Annotated in this window: 5 protein-coding genes; all 5 read left to right on the forward strand. The window is 67.2% G+C overall.

Annotated features, from left to right (window positions below; genetic code table 11):
• The first annotated feature begins 96 nt into the window (after positions 1-96).
• Positions 97-1,449 (forward strand): 3-phosphoshikimate 1-carboxyvinyltransferase, encoded by a 1,353-nt coding sequence (gene aroA / locus HOP12_08910; GenBank protein NOT34273.1) that lies wholly within the window; start codon positions 97-99, stop codon positions 1,447-1,449.
• Entirely contained in the window at positions 1,450-2,166 is a 717-nt protein-coding gene (locus HOP12_08915; GenBank protein NOT34274.1) for a (d)CMP kinase, read from the forward strand.
• A gap of 62 nt (positions 2,167-2,228) precedes the next feature.
• On the forward strand, positions 2,229-2,876 hold the full coding sequence (locus HOP12_08920; GenBank protein ID NOT34275.1) for a 1-acyl-sn-glycerol-3-phosphate acyltransferase: 648 nt from the start codon (positions 2,229-2,231) through the stop codon (positions 2,874-2,876).
• Between the two features lie 40 nt (positions 2,877-2,916).
• On the forward strand, positions 2,917-4,743 hold the full coding sequence (locus tag HOP12_08925) for a 30S ribosomal protein S1 (protein ID NOT34276.1): 1,827 nt from the start codon (positions 2,917-2,919) through the stop codon (positions 4,741-4,743).
• Positions 4,744-4,845: 102 nt separating this feature from the next.
• Positions 4,846-5,465: hypothetical protein (locus HOP12_08930; protein ID NOT34277.1), on the forward strand; the 620-nt coding region annotated here is incomplete at its 3' end.

The raw sequence follows: 5,465 nt of genomic DNA on the forward strand, positions 1-5,465 counted from the left end.
TCCGAAGGCGGCTCGCAAGGTCGCCAGGCGCGCGACGACGCGTTCGACGACCAGGGCACGCTCGGCGGCGCGAAAGCGCACCACGCGCAAGGCGCGGTGACCGGGGCGGGGCTCGAGGACGGGGCGCCTCGCGCGCTCGTCGTTCGGACGGGCCCCGCATTGCGAGGCAGCTTTCGGCCTCCCGGTGACAAGTCGATCACGCATCGGGCCTACCTCTTTGCGTTGCTCGGCGCGGGAGAGACCCGGGTCGTCGATCCCAACCTCGGCGAGGATTGCGAGCGCACGAGTGCGGCCTGCGCGGCGCTCGGCGTCCGAATCGAGCGATCTGCGGACCCATGCGTGCTGCTTTCGAATCGGGGACTGAGTGCCCCGCAGCAACCGCTCGACTGCGGTAATTCCGGCACCACACTGCGACTGCTGGCCGGAATCCTCGCCTCGCAGTCGTTCGAGGTGACGCTGATCGGTGATCGTTCGCTGTCGCGTCGGCCGCTCGATCGCGTGATCGAGCCTCTGCGTGCGATGGGAGCGGTGCTCACGGCCGCCGAGGGCGATCGTTTCGCGCCGCTGCACGTGCGTGGTGCGACACTGCGCGGGTGCGCGCATCGGCTCGCGGTCTCGAGCGCCCAGGTCGCCAGTGCGCTGTGTTTCGCCGGTTGGCGCGCGAGCGGTGAGACCCTGATCGAGATTCCGGGCCCGGCGCGCGACCACACCGAGCGCATGGCGGCCGCATGCGGACTGCCCATCGAGGTCCAAGCCGAGGCGAGCGGCGCGCGGCGTCTTCGAGTGCGATCGGGATCGCCCGTCACCGCACGGGAGTTTCGAGTGCCGGCGGATCCCTCGGCTGCGGCGTTCCTGCTCGCCGCCGCCGCCGCCGCACCGGGTGCGGAGGTGACGGCAACCGGCTTGACGCTTAATCCGACCCGCACCGGATTTCTCGAGGTGCTCGAGGCCGTGGGTGCGGAGGTGATCGTGACCTCGCGCGGCGAAGCGAGCGGCGACCCGGTGGGCGACGTGACGGTGCGCGGACCCGAGCAGCTGAGGGCCTTCGACATTCCGAGCGAATGGGTGCCACGGCTCGTGGACGAGGTCCCGGCGTGGGCTATTCTCGCCAGTGCGGCGCGCGGGACCTCGCGGCTGCGCGGTGCTGCGGAACTGCGCGTCAAGGAGAGCGATCGCCTGCGCACGCTGGCCGAAGGGCTCACCCGACTCGGCATCGAAGTGCATGAGGCGCCCGACGGGCTCGAGATCGTGGGAGGGGAGTTGCGAGGCGGCGCCATCGAAGCGCGCAACGATCACCGGATCGCGATGGCGTTCGCGGTCATGGGCACGCGGGCCGCGCAACCGGTGAGGATCGACGACGCGCGTTCCATCGCGACGTCGTTTCCGGAGTTCGAGTCGGTGCTGGCCCGACTCGGCGGCCGACTCGAGCATCCGGCCGAGGGGCGCTGAGTGAGCTTCGTCGTCACCATCGACGGCCCCGCGGGGGCCGGGAAGAGCACCACCGCTCGCGCGGTCGCCGACGCGCTGGGCTTTCTCTACGTCGATACCGGTGCGCTCTACCGGGCGTTTGCGCTCAAGGTCGTCGAGCGGGGACTACGCCCGGAAGACGATGTGGCTCTCGAGGCACTCGCGTCCGCGACCGAGATGACGCTGAGTGGGCGAACCGACCATCCGGCGGTGTGGCTCGATGGCGTCGAGGTCTCGGATCGCATCCGCACGCCCGAAGTCAGCGAGCTGAGTTCGCGCCTCGCGGCCCGCAGCGTGGTGCGGCGGCGACTGGTCGAGATTCAGCGCGCGCTGAGGGCTCGCGGGCCGCTGGTGGCGGAGGGTCGGGATCTGGGCAGCGTGGTCTTCAGCGATGCCGAAGTGAAGATCTTCCTCGATGCCGATCTCGAGGCGCGCGCGCTGCGGCGGCATCGGGAGCTGGTCGAGCGGGGGATCCCGGCGCGGCTCGCCGAGGTCCGGGACGATCTTGCGCGACGCGACGAGCGCGATCGCACCCGTGCGGACAGCCCGCTCGCGGTGGCGCCCGGAAGCGTGGTGGTGGATACTTCCGGTCTCGATATCGCGGAGCAGGTCGCTCGAGTTCTCGATGTGGTGCGCCGTCACCCGGCCTTTCCAGACGTCGGTGCGGCCGAGAATCGACCCGGCGACGCGGCCCCCTGAAACGGACCGGAGTGCCCCCTGGATCGCACGGGCACTTGGACCCTCGAGGACTTGGAAAAATCGTGCCCTGGTACTACAGTGCTGCGCGCTCTTCGGTGAGCGGCGCCCTCGGACTCCTCACGGGTTGGGAGGTTCGCGGCCGGGAGAATGTCCCCCGCACAGGTGGGCTGATTCTGGCGTCGAATCACATCTCGTTCTGGGATCCGCCCATGGTCGGGGCGGCGCAGTCACGGGAACTCCATTTTCTGGCGAAGCGTGAGCTTTTCCAGATGCCACTGCTCGGACCGCTGATCGCCTCGGTCAACTCGATCCCGATCCGACGCGGAATGGCGGACTTGCAGGGCATGTCGCGTGCGATCGAAGTTCTCAAGCGCGGCGATGCGCTGATGGTGTTCCCGGAAGGGACGCGGATTCGCGATGGCGAGTTGCATCCGGCGCGTCCCGGGGTCGGGCTGCTCGCGGTACAGGGAGATGCGTCGATCCTGCCGTGCTACATCTCGGGGAGCGATCAGTCGTCTCGATTCTGGAAGCAACGCGGTCTCGTGCGCATCTGGTTCGGCGTCGCGCGGCCCTGGAAGGACTACGTCGGCCCGGAGGAGGATCTCACTCCGGGGCGCGCGCTCTACCAGGCGGTAGGCGACGCGGTGATGCGCGAGATCGCGGTGCTTCGCACCGGCCAGCAAACGTCTGCGTCCCGCGGGGCGGCCTGATCCGCTCCGTCACTTCCACGCCGTAGGAGGCTTCTCACTCATGTCGCAGGTCTCGGACACCACCCTCAACCCCGAGCAGGAACTACCTCCTCGGGCCTTGGGACCGCCACCCCTTCCGCTCAACTACGACGAAGACGACGACATCTCGGACGAAATGCGCGCCGCGATGTTCGGCCAGTACGAGGAGTCCATGAAGTCGCTCGGCGAGGGCGAGATCGTGCGCGGCACGATCCTCTCGATCGACGACAAGGACGTGCTCGTCGACGTCGGATTCAAGAGCGAAGGGATCATTTCGCTATCCGAATTCCCGGACCCGTCGGTGCTGAAGGTCGGGGACGCCATCGAAGTGTTCCTCGAGAAGATGGAGAATCAGGACGGTCTCGTCGTGCTGTCGAAGCAGCGCGCGGACTTCGTACGCGTCTGGGACAAGGTCAAGGATGCCCACGACCGGGGTGAAGTGGTCGAAGGGCGCCTGGTGCGAAAGATCAAAGGTGGCGTGGTGGTGGATCTGTACGGAGTCGAGGCGTTCCTGCCCGGCTCGCAGATCGCGCTGCGTCAGGTGCAGAACGTGGACGCCCTGCTGGGGCAGAACGTTCAGGTCAAGATCATCAAGCTCAACAAGCGGCGCCGGAACATCGTGGTGTCGCGTCGTGCGGTGCTCGAGGAAGAGCGCGATCGCATGAAGGCGACGGTGCTCAAGGACCTCGCGAAGGATCAGATCCGCGAGGGCGTGGTCAAGAACATCACCGACTTCGGTGCGTTCGTGGACCTTGGCGGCATCGACGGCCTGCTCCACATCACCGACATGTCGTGGGGCCGTGTCCAGCACCCGTCGGAACTGGTGAAGATCGGCGACAAGGTGCGGGTGAAGGTGCTCAACTTCGATCCCGAGAAGGAGCGCATCTCGCTCGGCCTGAAGCAGCTCGAAGCCTATCCGTGGGAAGGCGTCGACGAGAAGTACAAGGTCGGCGATCGCATCAAGGGCCGCGTGGTCTCGATCACGGACTACGGCGCATTCGTGGAGCTGGAGCGTGGCGTCGAGGGACTGATTCACGTCTCCGAGATGTCGTGGACCCGCCACGTGCGGCACCCCTCGAAGGTCGTCAACATCGGCGACACGATCGAGGCGGTGGTGCTGAAGGTCGACAAAGCGAACGAGAAGATCTCGCTCGGCCTGAAGCAGGTGGAGCCGGATCCGTGGCTCACGCTCGACCAGAAGTACCCGCCCGGAATGCGTGTCAAGGGCAAGGTGCGAAATCTCACGAACTTCGGTGCGTTCGTCGAGCTGGAAGAGGGCATCGACGGTCTCGTGCACGTGTCCGACATGTCGTGGACCAAGCGTGTGGCGCACCCGAGCGAAGTGCTCAAGAAGGGTGACGCGGTCGAAGTCGTGGTGCTCGCAATCGACAAGGAGCACCGTCGCATCAGCCTGGGTCTCAAGCAGGTCAGTGAGGATCCGTGGCCGTTGCTCGCGGATCGCTTCCCGTCGGGTCTCGAGTTGAGCGGCGTGGTAAATCGCCTGTTCGACCGTGGCGCGATCGTGGATCTCGGTGACGGCATCGAGGGCTTCGTTCCGCTCTCGCAGCTCGGCATCGACGATCTGAAGCGCCCGAATGACGCGTTCAAGGTCGGCGAGTCGCTGACCATGAAGGTGACCCGAGTGGACGTGCAGAACCACCGGTTGATCCTGAGCGTCAAGGCGTGGCTCACCGACCAGGACGACATCGCCCTCGCGGAGTGGACGTCACGGCGCAATCAGGTTCGCGCCGAGATCGCCGCCAACCCGCCGGTCGAAGAACCGGTCGAGGCGACTGCGAAGCCGAGATCCAAAGAACGCGACAAGGTCGAAGAGGACATCGACGAGTAATCGAAGTCCGCAGGATAGAACGCGATTCGAAGTCGGCGGGGTGGGCGAAAGCCCACCCCGCTGCGTTTGCGCTCGACGCGGGCGTGGCTGCACTGTGTGGGCATGAAGCGATCGAAACAGAGCCGTTCACTCGCTCGCGTTCGTGTGCCGCTGTGGGGCATCGGCGTGGCGTTCGTGCTGCTGTTGGCGTTGTCCGGATTTGTGTTTCTAGGTGGCGACGCGAACCGGCCGGGCCAGCCGCTGAGCCTTCCGAATCCGCTCGCGCGGCTGTTTCCGAGCCGCGAGCGCCCGGCCGAAGCACCGCGCCAACGACCCCTGCCGGTCGATCTCGCCGAGGCACTTCGCAGCGTTCCAGCCGACAGTCTGCCACGGGTGCTGGCGGAGATGGAGGGAGCGACGAGCGGGCCGGCCGCCGCGGAGATTGCGATGACGCTCGCGCGGCTTCAGTACGTGCGCGCCGAGTATCCCGGCGCTGCGCAATCATTCACGCGCGCCTCGGCGCGTCTCGATCCCGCTCGCAAGACCGAGGCGCGCTACTGGGCCGGACTCTCGTGGCTCGCGTCCGGGGACGCCACACGAGCCGCCTCGATTCTCGAAGAGGTCGGTCGCCAGCCCTCGCCCTGGCGCGGCCCGCGCTCGCTGCGCTGGGTAGCGCCTGGGAGATTTCGAAGCACCCGGAGCGGGCTCGGCAGGCGTTCATGGCCGCGCTCGAAGCTCCACGC

The organism is Candidatus Eisenbacteria bacterium, from assembly GCA_013140805.1.
In the GTDB taxonomy this organism is placed as follows: Bacteria; Eisenbacteria; RBG-16-71-46; order RBG-16-71-46; family RBG-16-71-46; genus JABFRW01.